Origin of the sequence: Oceanispirochaeta sp., from assembly GCF_027859075.1 — a bacterium.
Taxonomy (GTDB): domain Bacteria; phylum Spirochaetota; class Spirochaetia; order DSM-2461; family DSM-2461; genus Oceanispirochaeta.
On sequence record NZ_JAQIBL010000189.1, the window covers coordinates 1 to 16,751 of the forward strand.

General features: G+C 42.0%; 13 protein-coding genes and 1 pseudogene. 6 read left to right on the plus strand and 8 right to left on the minus strand.

Features of this window, described 5'->3' with window-relative positions:
- Positions 1–242 (minus strand): annotated as a pseudogene (locus PF479_RS10325) (hypothetical protein); the annotation flags it as partial.
- A gap of 44 nt (positions 243–286) precedes the next feature.
- On the opposite strand from PF479_RS10325, the gene PF479_RS10330 reads away from it, so the two are divergent.
- Together PF479_RS10330 and PF479_RS10335 are read left to right on the plus strand one after the other, a co-directional pair.
- Positions 287–1,768, plus strand: coding sequence for an ABC transporter ATP-binding protein (locus PF479_RS10330; RefSeq protein WP_298005908.1), 1,482 nt, complete (start codon positions 287–289; stop codon positions 1,766–1,768).
- The gene (locus PF479_RS10335; protein WP_298005910.1) at positions 1,761–2,540 is read left to right on the plus strand and encodes an energy-coupling factor transporter transmembrane protein EcfT; all 780 of its coding nucleotides are present in this window, start codon (positions 1,761–1,763) and stop codon (positions 2,538–2,540) included. The genes PF479_RS10330 and PF479_RS10335 overlap by 8 nt, the downstream gene beginning before the upstream one ends.
- 165 nt (positions 2,541–2,705) lie before the next feature.
- Here PF479_RS10335 and PF479_RS10340 read toward each other — a convergent pair whose 3' ends face one another.
- The 7 genes from PF479_RS10340 to PF479_RS10370 all read right to left on the minus strand — a co-directional run bounded on the left by PF479_RS10340 (position 2,706) and on the right by PF479_RS10370 (position 11,922).
- Positions 2,706–3,893 (minus strand): substrate-binding domain-containing protein, encoded by a 1,188-nt coding sequence (locus PF479_RS10340; RefSeq protein WP_298005913.1) that lies wholly within the window; start codon positions 3,891–3,893, stop codon positions 2,706–2,708.
- 56 nt (positions 3,894–3,949) lie between these two features.
- The gene (locus tag PF479_RS10345) at positions 3,950–5,386 is read right to left on the minus strand and encodes a sugar ABC transporter permease (RefSeq protein ID WP_298005916.1); all 1,437 of its coding nucleotides are present in this window, start codon (positions 5,384–5,386) and stop codon (positions 3,950–3,952) included.
- 175 nt (positions 5,387–5,561) lie between these two features.
- Positions 5,562–7,058, minus strand: coding sequence for an ATP-binding cassette domain-containing protein (locus tag PF479_RS10350; RefSeq protein ID WP_298005919.1), 1,497 nt, complete (start codon positions 7,056–7,058; stop codon positions 5,562–5,564).
- Positions 7,059–7,237: 179 nt separating this feature from the next.
- Complete coding sequence (locus PF479_RS10355) at positions 7,238–8,269, minus strand: substrate-binding domain-containing protein (RefSeq protein ID WP_298005922.1); 1,032 nt, start codon at positions 8,267–8,269, stop codon at positions 7,238–7,240.
- A gap of 17 nt (positions 8,270–8,286) precedes the next feature.
- On the minus strand, positions 8,287–9,762 hold the full coding sequence (locus PF479_RS10360) for a response regulator (protein ID WP_298005926.1): 1,476 nt from the start codon (positions 9,760–9,762) through the stop codon (positions 8,287–8,289).
- A complete protein-coding gene (locus PF479_RS10365; protein ID WP_298005929.1) occupies positions 9,747–11,243 on the minus strand; it encodes a sensor histidine kinase in 1,497 nt (498 codons plus the stop codon). Before PF479_RS10365 ends, PF479_RS10360 begins: the two co-directional genes overlap by 16 nt.
- On the minus strand, positions 11,236–11,922 hold the full coding sequence (locus PF479_RS10370; RefSeq protein WP_298005932.1) for a substrate-binding domain-containing protein: 687 nt from the start codon (positions 11,920–11,922) through the stop codon (positions 11,236–11,238). Before PF479_RS10370 ends, PF479_RS10365 begins: the two co-directional genes overlap by 8 nt.
- A gap of 513 nt (positions 11,923–12,435) precedes the next feature.
- Between PF479_RS10370 and PF479_RS10375 the strand changes: the two genes are divergently transcribed.
- The 4 genes from PF479_RS10375 to PF479_RS10390 all read left to right on the plus strand — a co-directional run bounded on the left by PF479_RS10375 (position 12,436) and on the right by PF479_RS10390 (position 16,582).
- Positions 12,436–12,984: an ECF transporter S component gene (locus PF479_RS10375; RefSeq protein ID WP_298005933.1), complete on the plus strand. Its 549-nt coding sequence runs from the start codon at positions 12,436–12,438 to the stop codon at positions 12,982–12,984.
- Between the two features lie 125 nt (positions 12,985–13,109).
- A complete protein-coding gene (locus PF479_RS10380; RefSeq protein ID WP_298005936.1) occupies positions 13,110–13,331 on the plus strand; it encodes a FeoA family protein in 222 nt (73 codons plus the stop codon).
- The gene (feoB, locus tag PF479_RS10385; protein WP_298005938.1) at positions 13,315–15,465 is read left to right on the plus strand and encodes a ferrous iron transport protein B; all 2,151 of its coding nucleotides are present in this window, start codon (positions 13,315–13,317) and stop codon (positions 15,463–15,465) included. The genes PF479_RS10380 and feoB overlap by 17 nt, the downstream gene beginning before the upstream one ends.
- 196 nt (positions 15,466–15,661) lie before the next feature.
- A complete protein-coding gene (locus PF479_RS10390; protein ID WP_298005941.1) occupies positions 15,662–16,582 on the plus strand; it encodes a 5'-methylthioadenosine/S-adenosylhomocysteine nucleosidase in 921 nt (306 codons plus the stop codon).
- Positions 16,583–16,751: the final 169 nt, after the last annotated feature.

Genomic DNA, 16,751 nt, shown 5'->3' on the forward strand with positions numbered 1-16,751 from the left:
ACAGTCTCCCCCTGGATCAGCCAGCCTGGATTCTCACTGTTCTCAAAATCTTCAATCTCGCTGAAAATGGTTGGTTTATCAATATAGGGACGCCCCTCCCAGGGGCAGAAATGACCGCAATCCCCGCATTCATTGCAATAGGCATCTATGTGTATGATCTGATAGGGGTCGTTGAAGAGATTCAGATCTCCCACTGGAAGGGCGATATTGGACCTGTTGGGACAGACATCCACACATTTCAATTCAGGTCTTGTACAGCAGCTCCTGGCATGACTATACTGGCTTCATGATTACAGCCGAAAAGCAGCCCCTGCTGAATATCCGGGACTATTCATTTAAGTTTCCATCCTACTCGGGACTGCAGAACAGGGCTCTCTTTGAAGGTCTGAATTTTATTCTGAACCGCGGGGAATTCTGGATTGTTCTGGGACCACCGGAAAGCGGGAAAACGACATTGGGACGCTGTTTGACGGCGGTCTATCCAGGGCTGACCCAGGCGGAGACCTCAGGGGATATTCTCATTGACGGCGAGTCTGTGAGAACCCGGTCCGCCTGTGACTGGATAGAAAAAACAGGCATTGTCTTTCAAGACCCGGAAGAGCAGATTATCACCACCCGCTGCGATGATGAAGCCTCCCTGGCTCTCGAGTCTCTTGCCGTGGAACCCCAGGAAATTCAAAGGAGACTCAGCTCCTCCTTTGACCGATTTTCTGTCCTGGGCAAGGAGAGACGAAATCCCGTTTCACTCTCGGGGGGTGAGAAAAAACGGCTCCTTCTGGCAGCCCTGGAGATGCAGGATCCCGACTTCTGGATACTGGATGAATCGATGGATGAGCTGGACCGGGACGGTCAGATTTTCCTTATGAATTACCTGCGGGACAGGGCTCGCCAGGGGAATCGGGGCATCCTGTTGTTTGCTTCAAAATACAAGGAAATCTTTCATGATTCCGGGGCCGAGTTGGCACTTCTTTCCGGGGGGCGGATGATTAGAGAGCATGACGATCCCCGCAGCTTTCAGAAACTCCTGGAGGCGGATGGTCTCAGCCTGGCAGAGAAACCCGAAACCAAGCCACCCATCATACGCGCCGGTGATGATTCATGTCTCTTTCGAATGAAGGATGTGAAATACATGTATCCGGGAAACTCAGACTTTACTCTGGAGATAGACCTATTGGAGTTGAAAAAAGGGGAAGTCATCGCTCTGGAAGGTCCCAACGGCTGCGGGAAGACCACCCTGGCCCGCATTATCAGCGGACTGATTCTTCCCGACAGGGGAGAGCTGACTTTGACTGGAGATCCAGCCGGGAAAGCCCGGCTCAACAGAAGCTGCGGCTACCTCTTTCAGAATCCCGATTACCAGCTCTTTCTGCCGACCGTCGCCGAAGAACTGGCACTGGGCCTCAAATCTTCGGGGCTGGATAAAGGACAAAGGAGTACCATGGTTAATGAGGCCATCACCCTGTTCAGGCTGCCCAGTCCTGATGCACCGCCGGCACTGATGAGCTTTGGAGCCAGAAAACGCCTGCAGGGAGCCATCTACTATCTACTGGACAAGGATCTTTATATTCTGGATGAGGCTGACTCGGGGCTGAACTTTACGGACTACATCAGCATTGTTGGTGAACTGAGGAATAAAGGAGCCGCCCTCATTGTCATCACTCATGACAGGCATGTTCAGGCCCTCGGTGCCGACAGAGTCATCAGAATGGAACAGGGGCGGATTCTGGACCAGGAGAGCCGGAAGAGGCGGGACCCCGCCCATGATTGATACACTATTCAGGGAGGAAGGGAGTCTTCTTCACGGCTATGACTGCCGTCTGAAGCTGCTTTTGCTGCCCCTGCTTGTCGTCTATTTTTTCCTGCCTCAGTCTCTGACAGTGAGCGGAGGATTCACTCTTTTTCTTCTGGTCCTGACCCTGTCTGTTCTGGGAGGCAAAGATCTTTTAACGCCCTTGAACATGATTTTCCCTCTGCTGATTCTCATCCTGATATTGACTCCTCTATTTCATAAAACCGGAACAGTACTTCTCAGTGTGGGGAATATGACCCTTGTGACGAGTCACGGACTCATGGAAGCCCTCCATTATATCTTCCGTCTGACCGGGATCAGTACACTCTTCTTTCTGTTTTTCCGAACGACCCCCATGGAAGATATCCTCCTGGGCCTCAGCTGGTTCCGCCTTCCCTATGTGGTCACCCTGGTGATCTCCATAGCTCTGCGTTATATTCCCCATCTGGCTGGTCTGTATGGGCAGATCAAGGCTGCCCACGCCCTTCGCTGCGGTGTGAATGATACCCTGGCCCCAGGAAAGGGATGGACCAGGCTTAAAGGACTATTCCCCATTCTGGTGTCTCTCATGATTCAGAGTGTTAAAACCATCCCTCTACTGACAATGGCTCTGGAGCTGAAGGGGATCGGGCGGGATAATCCCCGAACCCGCCTCAGGGAGCTTCCCCTTGTTCCTTCGGTGAGACTGCAGATTTTAAGTTCCCTTTTATTGTTTGTCTTTCTGGTTTTACTTCTAATCGTGTTCCGTTAATTGACTTCCCGGAATTTTTCATCCCCTCCATTGCTTTCCAGAGGGCTCCCGGTAAAAATACGGATTATCGAATATATTTTTCCTGTCATTATAAACCTGTCATTATAAAAAAAATACCTTAAAGCCTGGCTTTAAGGTATTTATCAATAGCTTACAAGTAACTAATTATTTGTAAGGTGTGAAATCAATGGCATCAAAATCAGGGTTATCTTCTGATTTGTAACCTGTCGCAAAAATTGTGTCATAAGTCAGCTGTGGATTTGTTGCTAACAGTGTATCAATGGGAGAATAAGCAGTTTTTGCTCCATCAATGGAAGGTCCACTATTTAAACCGGTTAAACCATCTTTTCCATCAACAACGTTCTTAGCAATAGCAACAGAGTCTTTTACCAATTTTGAAACGTCTTTGAATACTGTCATGGTTTGAGTTCCTTTACCAGTAACAACGTCACCCATTAAGCTTGCCAATGTAACATTAGAAGCATCCTGACCTGTTGTATAGTATTTAGCATAAGGAGTAGCCATTTTAGCAAATTCTTGACGAATTGCTGCTGAAGTATCATCGTTAGGAGCTAATACAAATACTGCGTCAGAAGTTTTTTTGATCTGTGCAACTACACCTGCAGCTTTAATACCAGCAGTTTCAGGATTCCAGTCTGTATCGATTGGCAACATGGCAGCCTGTAATGCATCTTTTGCAGCGTCATTAAAAGTAGCTTCTGTGTACTTTTTCAGTGCCAGGAAAGGAGCTGGATCTTGATTTACGATATTGAACATAGCTAAATTAGGCTGTAATTCTTCAAAAGCACCACCAAAGAAGTATGTTGCATTGGGCCAGTCAACTACACGACCGGAAAAAATTGCTAAATCGGCTTTTTTACTGGCAGAATAACCTGCTGCTTTAGCTGCGTCAACTAAATGTTTACCCATTGCTTTACCAACATTCCAACTATTGAATGTAGTATAGTAATCAGCTACATCTGCAGCGGATTTTGCCATTCGGTCATGTGCCACTACCACAACATTTTCAGCATGTGCAGCAGCAACTGATGCTCCACCATTACCATGTGCTGTGATAATAATAACCTTGGCACCTTTGGCGATTAAGGCTTCTACATTTTGTTTTTCTTTTGATTCATCACCCTCTGAAAATAAAATCTCAAATTCGTAACCAGCACCTAAATTTTCCAGTTCTGCTTTAAAGAATGCACCATCCTGGTTTGCCCATCTTTCTTCAGATGCATCTGGTAAAACGACACCAATTTTGATGCCTGATGCACCTTTCTGGCCATTTGCAAAAACAAGTCCTGTCATTGCTACAACGAATAGTAATGTAAACAAAATACGTATCATATATTCCTCCTGTGAAATATTAAAAAATTGCAGATTTTTAAGTCTTCTGCAAAGATTTACTCTGTAATAAAATCCGCTTCTACACTAACTCTGATTTTGTCTCTAATTTTATTGAATGCACCCTGGGCATTTGTAAAATTATATTCATATTCGATAAGATTCTGCATCTCTGCTTTTTGTGCTTCTCGAAGTTCCCTTTTAGCTTTGATAAAATTATCCCGAGTGAGAAGGAGCTCAGCTTTATTCTGTTTTTTGGCATAAAACATACCTACTAAATCAACAGGCATGACATTTCTTGTGTAGATATCAAATACGACAGCAAGTAACAATACAGATCCCAAGATGATTGGCTCGATATTTGCATCAATGCCAGCTAAGGACATACCATTTTTCAGTGACATAATAACGACCGCACCAACGACTGCATTCACTACTTTACCAATGCCGCCCTTTGCACTGGTTCCACCAATGAAGACAGCTGCAATTGCATATAATTCCCAGAAGGGACCATGCTTTGGTGATGCATTTTGAAGTCTTGTAACATACATAATACCCGCAATCATTGCTGTGATACCCATGGAGATAAAAACAATGATTATCGTTTTTTCAACACTGATACCAGATAATTCAGCGGCTTCAGGATTTCCACCTACGGCGTAGATCCTTCTACCAAGAGTTGTTTGTGTTGACATAAAATGATAAATTGCGACAACAATAACAGTAATTAGTAATAGGTAGGAAATTCCTTTATTAGCTGCAAATGTATATGTCAGGTATCCGATAATAACTGATAGAATCACAAGCTTTGTGATAAATAATTCGACTTTCTCACTTGGAATTCCAAGTTTCCTGTGTTTATTACGTATCAATATTCCAGAAGTGATTGCTACAACCATGATAACAGCACCTGAAATCAGTGAAAACAAATCATAGCCTGCCACATCATATGTTGGTAAGTATCCAATACCTACTTTGATGAAGAAATCATGTGTAGTTGAGATCGTTCTATTGTTTGTTTTAAAGAATAATAATCCTTTAAAGATAAACATCCCGGCTAAGGTAACTACGAAGGAAGGCACTTTAATTTTGGCTATAAAATAACCTTTAATGATGCCAACGAAAACAGTGAGTACTAAGGCACCAAGCAGTGCTACGGTTATTGATTGCCCACCCGTTTCAACGGCGACTACAACGTAAGCTCCAAGAAAAGCTCCAATATACCCTACAGATAAATCTATTTGCTGGGTAACAATGACCAGGGTCATACCAACAGCTAACACAGCTACATAGGCCGATTGATTTAATAGATTTGTAAAGTTGAATGCTCCTAAGAAGATCCCACCAGTCATGAACTGAAATATTACAAAGATTACTACCAAAGCAATAAACATTCCATAATCTCTGATATTTGTTCTTAACATTGAGATCAGCGTCAGGAAATATTTATATATTACCCATCCCATTTTTTGGAATAAATTTCGATCGTCTACCATTGTTTCTCCTTGGTTGCATTTGAGATCGTTCCTCGGCACAAGTGCCTGGGGTACGACTCATTGGCGAGCAGCAAGCAAAGCTTGTGACCAGCCTTAGGCAGCAGAGGTCGTTCCTCAGGACTTCGTCCTTCCGGTACGACTCATAGGCGAGTAGCAAGCAAAGCTTGCGACCAGCCTAAACAGTTGCCTTTTCCATTATTTTTTCAGGTGTAGCGTCTTTTATGTCAAATTCAGCAGTTTGAACACCCTCAGCGATAACATAAACTCTGTCACACATACCTAAAATTTCAGGTAATTCTGAAGAAATGATCATTATACTCATGCCTTTTGCTACTAAATCATTAATAATTGTGTAAATTTCATATTTTGCACCAACATCAATACCGCGAGTTGGTTCATCTAAAATTAATATTTTGGGATCTGCAAATAACCATTTACTAACTTGTACTTTTTGTTGATTACCACCACTTAAGTTCTTAATTTGTTGAAAAATGGAAGGAGTCTTTATATCTAAATCTTTTACATACTTCTCAGCATACAAGTTTTGAGTTAGGAAATTGATAATTCCCATTTTTGATATTTTTTTTAATGAAGAAACCGTTATATTCTGCCCAATTGTTTCTTCTAAAATTAATCCATCTTTTTTTCTATCTTCAGAAACATAGGCAATTCCATTTTCAATGGCTATTTTCGGTGAACTTAGTTTGACAGCTTTTCCAAATAGAATAGTAGATCCGGATATTTTATAATTCTTTGGATTCCCAAAAATACTGTGGGCAAGTTCTGTTCTTCCCGCACCCATTAATCCTGCAATTCCTACGACTTCACCTTTTCGGACCTTTATATTTGAATTACTTACAATATATCGGTTTAGAGAAGTATCAAAAGCATTTAAGTGAACAGTTTCAAGTACGACCTCTCCACCGGAATATTCTGGTCTTTTAGGAAAAATATCTTCAATTTCTCGACCAACCATGTGTTTGATAATTTCCCGTTCATTGATCTCATCTTTGACCATGCGGGCAACGGTCTTTCCATCCCTCAGGACAGTGATAGAATCTGCGATGGCTTCAACTTCTTTTAGTTTATGTGAAATCATAATTGAAGTAATACCTTGTTTTTTAAGTTCAACAATTAATTTCAATAAATTATCGCTGTCATCTTCATTTAATGCTGCAGTAGGCTCGTCTAAGATCAATAATTTAACATTTTGGCTTAATGCTTTTGCAATTTCAACTAATTGCTGTTTCCCCACACCGAGTAAACCCACTAAACTATATATATCAACTTCCAGTCCAACCATATCCAGATACTTTTTTGCTTCTTTTTTAGTTGTATCCCAATTCATAACAGACAAATTATTGTGGATCTCATGTCCAACAAAAACGTTTTCATATACGCTAAGATTTGGAAAAAGCTCCAGTTCCTGATTTATGATAACGATACCATCTGTAACCGAATCTTTGATTCCGTGAAAATGCTTTATTTTACCATCAAATATTATATCTCCATCGTAATCACCATATGGATAAATTCCACTTAATACTTTCATTAATGTTGATTTTCCGGCTCCATTTTCACCAACGATGAAATGGATTTCTCCTTTTTCAACCAATATATCTACTTCATCCAGGGCTTTTACACCCGGGAATGACTTTGTAATTGACTTCATCCGTAACATTATACTGTCTTCCAAAAAAACACCTCTAAACTTATTTTTTTCTCTTATAAATAAGTATTTTATTCATACTATTATGGTTTTTAATAACCTGATACAGGATTTTTATGCGAAGGATAGATCATTTTTGATATGAGAAGTTTTTTTTTACAAGTGCTAGCACTATTTTGTGGTTAGTTTTGTCCTGTAGCGTTTCGGTAAACATCTTCTCGTGAATGAAACCCGTCACCGATAACAGTCGAATCCAGTGTCTCTCTATAAACAGGGACAGGAGTCTCTACGTAAAAGGGAATCTCTTTACTGCTGTTATTATCAATATATCTATCGGGTTCAGGTATCTCTTTTTTAGCCATGGAAACAGCCAGACCCGCCGCTCTCGCTGCCAGTTTTTGAATGGGTTTGTATACTGTCATCAATTGGGTTCCTTCAACAATGCTCTGACAGGATACCAGGTCCGCATCCTGTCCAACCACGGCAACTTTTCCCGCCAACTGTCTCTCCGAAAGGAGTCTGACCGCAGCCTGAGCGATGAGGTCATTGGCGCATGAAATAGCCTGTATATCTTCGGTCCGATCAAGAACTTTTCCGATTTCCACAAGAGCTTCATCATAACTCCAGTGTTCAAGCCATATTTCATCAATCACGTTAACATCACCTTTTGCTATAAAGGGATCTAGAATTTCATGGACTCCATTGTTTACCTGGAAACTGTTGTTATCGTGTATCGATCCGTTGACAATAATATAGTTGCCCACTGGGACCCGGGAGATAAGAGCCGATGAAAGCAGCCTGCCCACTTCATGATTATCAAACGAGACATACCCTGTAATAGGGACATCCATAATGGGCCTGTCGTAAGAGAGAACTGGAATTCCACGATCTATGGTCTTTTGAATAACCCCCCCGAGAAGGACTTTGTCCTGAGGAATGACAACGAGCACATTGATATCCTGCTTGAGCAGATACTGAATCTGAGGGATCTGATCCAGGGCATTTCCCGGAGATTTGGCGAATATAACTTCCGCTCCGAGCTCCCGGGCCGTATGCATGAAAATTTTTATATCCCGGTCCCATCTCTCAAGTAGAAATGTCTCGGATGCTGCAGAAAATCCAATTCGGATTGTTTCTTTTTCCGAATCTTCTTTATTAGAACAGGAGAGTAAGAAAATAACAGTCAGGAAAATTAAAGAAATTTTTTGCAACATTATTCAGTGCCCCTTTTTCAAAGATCAGATGGAGAAATACCCATTATTTTACGGAATATCCTGCTGAAATAATTCGGATTCTGGTACCCCACCATAAATGATGCTTCTTTAATGGAAATATTTTTATCTCTCAGCAAGAGAACAGCCTGATTCACTCTGTATCTGTTTAAGTAATCGATGAATTTTGTATCCAGATGTTCGGTAAACAAACGACTCAAATAGCTGCCCGTTACGGAACACTCATCGGCGACAGATGTCAGCTGAAGCTGATGACTGTAGTTTCCAGCAATATAGGAAAGCGCTTTTTTCAATGGTTTCGGGTAGGTCTGGCTTTTCTGCAGATCCAGGAGATTAAAGAGCTCAGTCATGGCCGATGCCGCCCAAAGATCCCACTCTTCCATTGTTTTAAGGGGCATGATTTCCTCGGCGGGATCAATATTAAAATTACTCCTGATAAGTAGGTGATTCTCAATATCGTGCAGAAGAAGGGTAAATAGCGCTACCATTTTCCCCTTGGCCACATTGAACTCGTTTTGTTTGAATTTTGAAACCCAGAAATTCTTAAATAACTCTTCCCCTTTATTTCTGTCATTACTGAGAATCCCTTTGAAAACAGAGAATATCATTCTCTGTTCTCTGTTCCTCTTATCCTCAATTTCTTTTGAATCGGAAAAAGGCCGGAATGCTTCAGAAACAGATCTTGTGATTTCAGAAAAATGATAGGAGCCTCCCGAGCCCAGGAGTAAATTGACTTTATTTACTTCATTGATGATGAGTCTCAATTGCCTATCAAGATCCTTCATCTCTCCTTCTTCTGGGAAAAAGAGAATCAATTTATCACCCAGTTCAGTGGAGAGGCAATTGTATTTATACTGAATTTTCTGAACTAAAGATCCAAAGATATCTCTTCTTATCTCCTCTGAAACTGTTGAAAGCCCTCCTATGAGAGAGATAGCCGCTCTTTCGCAATTTATGGAAAAGAGACGGCAAAAATCATTCCACGAATCAGCATCGGGATTTTTCCAAATAAGACTTGTTAGGAATTTATTCAATTTTTCATTTTTGGTTCTTTTGAGAAACTGTTCGTCCTCGAGAAGAGTATCACTTTCCTTTTTCCTCTTGTCGAGATCCTCTTTAACTAAGTCCAGTACTTCGAGAATTTTGTTTTTAGATACAGGCTTTACAAGGTAATTGAATACACCAAGTTGGATCGCTTTCTGGGCAATATCAAAGCGTTCATAAGCCGTAGCCAGAATAAAAATGATATGGGGGAATAGGGGCCTGAGTTGACGAATTGTCTCTATGCCGTCCATCCCCGGCATTTGTATATCCATAAAAACCACATCGGGATTTTTTTCTTTAATTTCCTTAATGGCTTCTGTTCCAGTTCTTGCCTTAGCGCATAGTGTAAAATCATTAACATATTTTTTTAAGATAAAACTGAAGCTGTCCAATACAGGTTCTTCATCATCAACAATCATAACTCGATACATGGTTCCACCTCTGTGTTAATATTGATGATAATATCTGTCCCTCTGCCAATTTCACTGTGGATTTCCACAGGATCTCTCACTTCAGGGTAGAAAAAATAACAGCGCTGTATGACATTTTCCAATCCCATAACTTTTGAGCTGAGCTGATAGTCATGGGTATGGGGTATCAAAAGAGCTTTTACAGTTTTTTTCGGTATCCCAATTCCATCATCTTTTACGGAAATCCGCAGAATAGGATGATTGTATTCAATAGAAACCGAAATGGTACCTATTCCCTCTTTGTTTTTAAAGGCGTGTAAAACAGAGTTTTCCACAATAGGCTGCAGCACCATGGCTGGGCAAGTGAAATCATCGAGCAGTTCCTCATTGATATCCAATTCCAGGCGGAGGGTCTTGGGAAACCGGATTTTCAGAATATTGAAATAGGACTTTAACCCCTCGTATTCATGACGCAATGGAACAAAGAATTTCTTTTCCCTGATGTTATATCGGAAAAGTGCAGCAAGGTTTTCCATAAAGTCTGCTGTTTTCTCAGCCTCTTCAACAATGGCGAGCTGTACTCCCGTGTTGATGGTATTAAAGAGAAAATGAGGATTCATCTGAGCCTGCATAGTGTAGAGTTCCATCCTCTTGAGAAGCTGCTCCATATTGAGATTTCGCACTCTTTCAGTCATTATCTGCTGTTCGATATCTTTCTGCTTTTTCAATTCGTTAATATAGTGGCTGATGCTGTTTTTCATTTCATTAAAAGCTGATGCTACATGATTTATTTCATCAACCGAGTCAAACTGGACATCATCCATATCAAAATCCCCAGCGGAGATTTTCCCTGCCATCAGTGAGAGTTGATGAATGGGATATGAGATGGTGTTCACATTTTTCATAAGTAAAGAGAAGGCAAATGCCATAATAATCACGATGAGTATGAGGCTATACATCTGGATTGACCGGAACAGTTCGAGAAAACTACGGTATTCTCCCAATTGACTTCTAAACCCCTTCAGGCTGACTTCGTTGATTCTATCGGTGATATAATTGTAAAGGATGGACAGATCTTCAAAGCCCTGTGTATATCCCGGAACATTCCTGCCCCGCTTCATTTCAATAACCTGATTTACCTGTAGCAGATAGGAGTCTATGAGAAAGTAGATATCCCTTTTCAATAATTCTGATTCATCATCAATGATAACCCGTTTATCGGGAAGAGTATCTTTAATTGTCTCTGAAGCATAGAGGAGCTGAGCCAGAGAGGAAGAAGAATAAAAACCGAGATAACTTTCGATTGGTTCCTGTATTTCATCCAGCTGTACCTGCAGAATGTGAAGGGATTGCTCATCTTCAAAGCGCTTATCGGCTATATCCTGCAGAGAGAGAGACAAGGTGAGAATTATGCCGAAAGAGATCACTGTGAAAGACATAGAGAAAACAAAATAATAGAGCAATTTTGCCTTGAGGGAATTGCTTGTGTGAAGTCTATTCACCTGATTTATTTCCTGTAATGATACTGATCCCCGTATCGACATAGGCAGATGTATATCCGTTTGTATTTATATCCTGCAATGCCAATACAGCACTGTATCCTATTAGAACAGGATCCCTTACGATGGTTCCCAGAACCAACCCTTTATTAATATACTCTTTAATCCTCTCATCATCGCCGAATCCTATGACCTGGATCTCACCGACGAGATTCATATCCACAATAGCCTGAACTGTTACAAGAGTATCATTGGGATCAGTCAGAACAATAACATCAATTGCCGGATCCTGCCTGATCAATCTATAAGTCAGCCCTTCTGCATCGAGAGGATTAAGTGTTGTTTGCTCTTTCTGGATATTGGCAATGCGATAACCGAGAGTTGATATTAAGCCCAATTCTAACAGATTCGCCTCAGTCATCAGTCCCGGATTTTTTTCGCTGTACACCAGAGCAAGGTTGATTTCTTCTTTCCTGGATTTGAGAGCCAGCTTTCCAATAGCCTTTCCTGAGTCAAAGTTATTCGTACCGATAAAAAAAGCCTTTTCGTCTCTGACTATTTCATTCTCTATCTGAATAATGGGAATGCCTGCATCAGAAATAGCAGCGAGATTTGCCAAAGTATCAGAATCTTCCTGGTAAGCATAAACTCCAATCCCGTCTACTCCGGAAAATGGAACCATTTTCAAACTCAATGGATCCGTGTCCAATTCATGAAATGAGATGGAACAATCTATCGATAAAGATGCGCTCAAAGCCCCCTCTTTTAATTGCTTGAAAAAGGAATAGTCTGATGCAGGAAGAAAAAAGGCATAGTGGTAAGTCTTTTCCTCACGATTTTCAGAATTATCTCTGGAGAAAAAAGGGCTTTTCAACATTATGTTCAAAGATAAAAAGAGAACGATTATAAAAAATGAGGCAAATATATATGGTGCATATTTTAAAAATCGATTCACAACACAATATTAGGTTCATATATACAAATTGTAAAGAATCATTTTATAATGTGCCTGGTGCACTCTCCGGATATCCCATGGAAGTCCCGCCGGGCTTCAGCTGGATATCTTCTCCTTGTTCCTTCACTAAGACTGCAGATTTTTAGTTCCCTGTTATTGCTTGCCCTTCTTGTTCTACCTCTGATAGTATTCCGTTAATTTACCCGGCAGTTTTATTCCCGGATAAATAGGGAGAACACCATGAAAATTAAAACTAAGTCATCAAAGCAGAACCTGGCCTTTCGGATCGCCGCCATTGCTATCCTGACGGCTGTGACCACTGTCTGTACTCTGATCGTTCGGGTTCCTGTGACCCCCACCAAGGGGTATATCAATCTGGCCGATGTGGCCATCTTTTTTACGGCACTGACTTTCGGACCATTTACCGCCCTGGCGGCGGGCGGCCTGGGAACGGCTCTGGCCGATATTCTGGGTGGTTATGCCCAATGGGCTCCCATCACTTTTTTTGCACACGGTATTCAGGGGCTTTTAATCGGACTGATTTTCAAGGCATCGGGTTTCGAAAACAGAGCCAGGATGGTAGCTGCCTTGATTCTGGCCTTTGTGGCGGGAACCCTTTTTATGGCGGGTACTTACTTTGTGACTGCCGGTGTCATGTATGGTTTTGCGGCTGCCGCCACCGAAATACCCGGCAATATCCTGCAGAATGCTGCGGGAGTCATCATCGGATTCCCTCTCTATCTGGCCGTTAAACGGGCCTATCCCCCCATTGCCGGCTTTCGCTGGTAATTTGAATTTGATAGTGCTTTTACGTAGTTAGCATTGACTAATGTAGTTTCAATTGTTAATGTAAGTTATAAAATACTAATATTTCTTAGTATCCCGGTAAATACGATTCGGTGATGGTGAATAAAATGAGTTTATCTGAAATAGAACCTGGGAAGAGTGCGGTTGTTGAATCAATCCTTGGTGGAAAAAAACTGAGACAGAAGCTTGTAAACCTTGGGATGATTCCTGGGGCGATAGTTCAAGTTGTACGCGCAAACAGAATGGGACCAATGGTTCTTTATGTACAGGGATCTCAGATTATGATTGGCCAGGGGATGGCAAAACGTATCTATGTCAAGCAAAACTGATTTAACTCTTGCATTTACGGGTAATCCAAATTGCGGGAAAAGCTCCCTTTTTAACTTACTGACCGGAGCAAAACAACAGATTGGAAACTGGCCGGGTGTTACGGTAGAACGTGTAGAAGGTCGGTATCAATATAATAATCAAAGCTATAATATAGTAGACCTCCCTGGTATTTATTCCCTTTCTCCCAATTCTGAAGACGAACAGGTCTCCAGGGATTACATCCTCAGCGGGAAGGCTGATCTTATAGTCAATATCCTGGATTCTTCAAACCTATCCAGAAATATGTATCTAACTGCTCAGCTGATCGAAATGAAAGTTCCGGTTGTTGTTGTTCTGAACATGATGGATCTTGCCGAGAGCAGCGGACTGAGCATCGATATTGATCATCTTTCAGCTCATTTAAAATGTCCGGTGATCGGAGTCAGTGCAGTCAATCAGAAAGATATATCCAAGCTTAAAAATTTTCTTGAAATGAATTCTAAGGAAAATCCGATATCTTCTGTCGATCTTAAATATCCAAATGAAATAGAAGATCTTGTAAGAAACTGGAAAACCCGTCTCGAAATCAAGGCTCAGGAACTCAATCTTGATTCACGCTGGATGACTCTCAGGCTTATTGAAGAAGACCCATGGGTTAGCTCTGTTGTATGTGATGCCGGAATCTTCAACAAAGAAGAAATGGAATCAGAGCTTAAGGGTGTTACACAGATTCTAAATGAAACTCCCGACATGATCATCGCCGATTATGTTTATGGGGCTGTAAACGGAATAACTCGCGAGGTTGTGAAACGTATTAAAAAGGTTAAGCCTCTGAATGATATCGTTGATTCAGTTGTGATGCATCCAATATTCGGCATCCCCATATTTTTTGCTGCAATGATGCTTGTATTTTTTGTCACAATCGAGGTTGGGAATATATTCGTTGACTTGTTTGACACCATTGCCGGGATGATCTTTGTAGATGGAGTCAATTTTTTACTGTCATCTGTAGCTGCTCCGGAAATTATTTCTTACTTTATTGCAGACGGTATCGGTGCAGGTATACAGGTGGTGATTTCATTTATTCCATTTGTATTTTTTATGTTTCTGATGCTCTCATTGCTTGAAGACTCAGGCTATATGGCCAGGGCCGCCTTTGTTATGGACAGCTTTATGGGGAAACTAGGTCTCCCGGGAAAAGCTTTTGTCCCCATGATTGTAGGATTCGGCTGTACGGTGCCGGCTATCCTTGCTACTAGAACTCTGGATAACAAACGTGACCGGATGATTACAATTTTTATGGTTCCCATGATGTCCTGCGGTGCCAGACTCCCTGTCTATGCTCTCTTTGCAGCTGCTTTTTTTCCAACAAAAACCGGTTTAATTGTGTTTTCCCTTTATATGACAGGAATCCTGGTAGCAGTACTTTCAGGACTCCTGATAAAGGTCACTCTCTTCAGAGGCGAACCTTCTCATCTTATAATGGAACTTCCGCGCTATCATGTCCCGCGAGCAAAACACATTCTGCTGCACACCTGGGCCAGAGTTCAGGACTTCATTAAAAAGGCCGGCAAGGTAATAATCATCGCTGTATTCATTATGTCAATTTTTTCATCTTTCAGTGTGAGCGGTGGATTCGACCCTGACAACACTGCCGAATCTCTCCTGGCAGTTATAGGACGGTTTATAACTCCTCTTTTCACATCCATTGGAATAACAGATGACAACTGGCCTGCCACTGTCGGCCTATTCACAGGTATATTTGCAAAAGAGTCGATAGTAGGAACCCTTAATGCCATCTACAGCCAGCTGGATAATATAGGCCCTGCTTCTGAAGCATCCACCGGGCTGGTAATCCTAAGATCAAAGTTTTCACCTCCAGCGGCATATGCTTACCTGCTTTTTATCCTGTTGTATATGCCTTGTGTTGCTGCAGTCAGCGCTGTCATGAAGGAAATCAGCGTCAGTTTCGGTTTGCTTCAGGCACTGTACCTGACGGTGGTTGCCTGGATCATCTCCACCCTGTTTTATCAAATAGCCGAAGGTCATAGTCCTGTCTATATTTTCATTGCCTCAGCTTTAGTTGCATTGATAATACTGATATTTAAAATCGCCGCCCGGTCAGTTCCCAAAGACGACATCAACCACAACTGAAAACCCAGGCAAGATTCAAATATGAAAAGCTTGCATAATCAGAGTTTGAAAATCTGGAAATATCATTGTTGTGTTGATGACTTCTGCCCATTTTCTGATCTGTACCAAACTCTTGAAACAGTTTTCCTGAAGTTATAGACAGTTGTCTGACCTTCTCTATACAATAGAGGGACATTGAAATTCTGGAGAATCAAAAATGAAAAAAATCTTAGCTGTATTAAACCTGTTTCTGCTTCTGGGGACATCCCTTTGGGCAGAGAGTATTCAGGTGATTCCTTCCAATCCTCAGGTTGAACGGATCGCTATTGTCTCTGCTTTTGGACCTGAAGTTGTAAAGCTCAAATCTATAGCCACCATCGAAGAGGAGATTGTTATAAATGGTAAAAGTTTTACCCTCTGCGAAATTGAAGGGAAAAAGGCTGTACTTTTCCTTTCTGGTGTCAGTATGGTCAACGCGGCAATGACTACCCAGCTGGCGCTGGACTCATTCAATATTTCTCATATCCTTTTCAGCGGTATCGCCGGGGGCGTCAATCCTGATTTGAATATCGGTGATGTCACAGTCCCCGCAAAGTGGGCACAGTATCAGGAATCCCTTTTCGCTCGTAAAACAGAAGATGGCTACAACCTGGGCTGGCATCAGGAGATCTATCCTGGTTTCGGCATGATGTTTCCTCAGAATGTTGAAGTGACACACGGAAGACTGGACGATGTTGACGGGACAGAAGATAAATTCTGGTTTGATGTGGACCAGGAGCTTCTGGCGGTTGCCGAAAAGATTAGTGATGTGACTCTCCTGTCTGAAACAGACGAGGCCAAACTGTCCCATGTTCCCAAGCTGGTTGTGGGTGGAACAGGGGTCTCTGGTATGACCTTTGTGGACAATGCGGAGTACCGAGAGTGGGCTTTTGATAATTTCCAGGCTGCCTGTCTGGATATGGAATCGGCAGCAGTTGCCCATGTTGCTTATGTGGCGGATGTGCCTTTTATCGCTTTCCGTTCTCTCTCAGACCTTGCTGGAGGCGGTGAGGGTGAGAATGAGATGGGAACCTTCTTCGGACTGGCTGCGGACAATGCCGCAGAGGTTCTTCTGCAGTTTCTGAAAGCCTGGAATTGATCGGGGATTATTCCTTTTGTTGAGCTGCTGAGGGTGCACTGAAGGCCCTCAGCTTTTTTATGCTCAGCTGATACGGCGTTCCGGATTATATTCATTTCGAATTAAAGGGACCTGGTATCATCAGCCTGGAATTTAAAGTAATTTCATAAGCTTTCGGAATGGGGACTCT